Raw genomic sequence first — 1,554 nt, forward strand, 5'->3', positions numbered from 1 at the left:
TTCAGGTGCCGGCCAGGTGTGTGGATGGGTAGGGGAGCGTCGTGTGGCGGTGGAAGCGGCGGAGTGATCCAGCCGTGGACGCCACACGAGTGAGAATGCAGGCATGAGTAGCGAGAGGGGAGTGAGAACCTCCCCCGCCGGAAGACCAAGGGTTCCTGGGCCAGGCTAATCCGCCCAGGGTGAGTCGGGACCTAAGGCGAGGCCGACAGGCGTAGTCGATGGACAACGGGTTGATATTCCCGTACCCGCGAAGGAACGCCCATGCTGAACCCAGCGATGCTAACCCACCGAAGCCGGTGAGCCCACTTGTGGGCGATCCGGTGGAGCTGGGGACCCGGACTGGTAGTAGGCAAGCGATGGGGTGACGCAGGAAGGTAGTCCTACCGGTGAGTGGTAGTACCGGTGCAAGGGTGTGGCCCGCGGAATAGGCAAATCCGTTCCGCATGAGGGTGAGGCCCGACGCATAGCCGATTGAGGCGAATTGGATGATCCTATGCTGCCGAGAAAAGCCTCTAGCGAGTTCCGAGCGGCCCGTACCCCAAACCAACTCAGGTGGTCAGGTAGAGAATACCGAGGCGATCGAGCGAACTGTGGTTAAGGAACTCGGCAAAATGCCCCCGTAACTTCGGGAGAAGGGGGGCCATCTGCTGTGAACCGCCTTGCGCGGGGCAGCGGTGGGTGGCCGCAGAGACCAGTGAGAAGCGACTGTTTACTAAAAACACAGGTCCGTGCGAAGTCGTAAGACGATGTATACGGACTGACGCCTGCCCGGTGCTGGAACGTTAAGGGGACGGGTTAGCCGCAAGGCGAAGCTCAGAACTCAAGCGCCAGTAAACGGCGGTGGTAACTATAACCATCCTAAGGTAGCGAAATTCCTTGTCGGGTAAGTTCCGACCTGCACGAATGGCGTAACGACTTCTCAGCTGTCTCAACCACAGGCTCGGCGAAATTGCACTACGAGTAAAGATGCTCGTTACGCGCGGCAGGACGGAAAGACCCCGGGACCTTTACTATAGCTTGATATTGGTGTTCGGTTCGGCTTGTGTAGGATAGGTGGGAGACTGCGAAGCGGGCACGCCAGTGTTCGTGGAGTCGCCGTTGAAATACCACTCTGGTCGAATTGGATGTCTAACCTCGGTCCGTGATCCGGATCAGGGACAGTGTCAGGTGGGTAGTTTAACTGGGGCGGTTGCCTCCCAAAATGTAACGGAGGCGCCCAAAGGTTCCCTCAGCCTGGTTGGCAATCAGGTGTCGAGTGCAAGTGCACAAGGGAGCTTGACTGCGAGACCGACGGGTCGAGCAGGAGCGAAAGCTGGGACTAGTGACCCGGCACCGGCATGTGGAAGCGGTGTCGCTCAACGGATAAAAGGTACCCCGGGGATAACAGGCTGATCTTCCCCAAGAGTCCATATCGACGGGATGGTTTGGCACCTCGATGTCGGCTCGTCGCATCCTGGGGCTGGAGTAGGTCCCAAGGGTTGGGCTGTTCGCCCATTAAAGCGGTACGCGAGCTGGGTTTAGAACGTCGTGAGACAGTTCGGTCCCTATCCGCCG

The 1,554-nt window shown here is 59.0% G+C and carries 1 rRNA gene; it reads left to right on the plus strand.

The window, feature by feature from the left end:
- Nucleotides 1-1,554, plus strand: a 23S ribosomal RNA gene (locus ACI799_RS21020); the annotation flags it as partial.

The sequence above is a fragment of the Blastococcus sp. SYSU DS0753 genome (assembly GCF_054051175.1).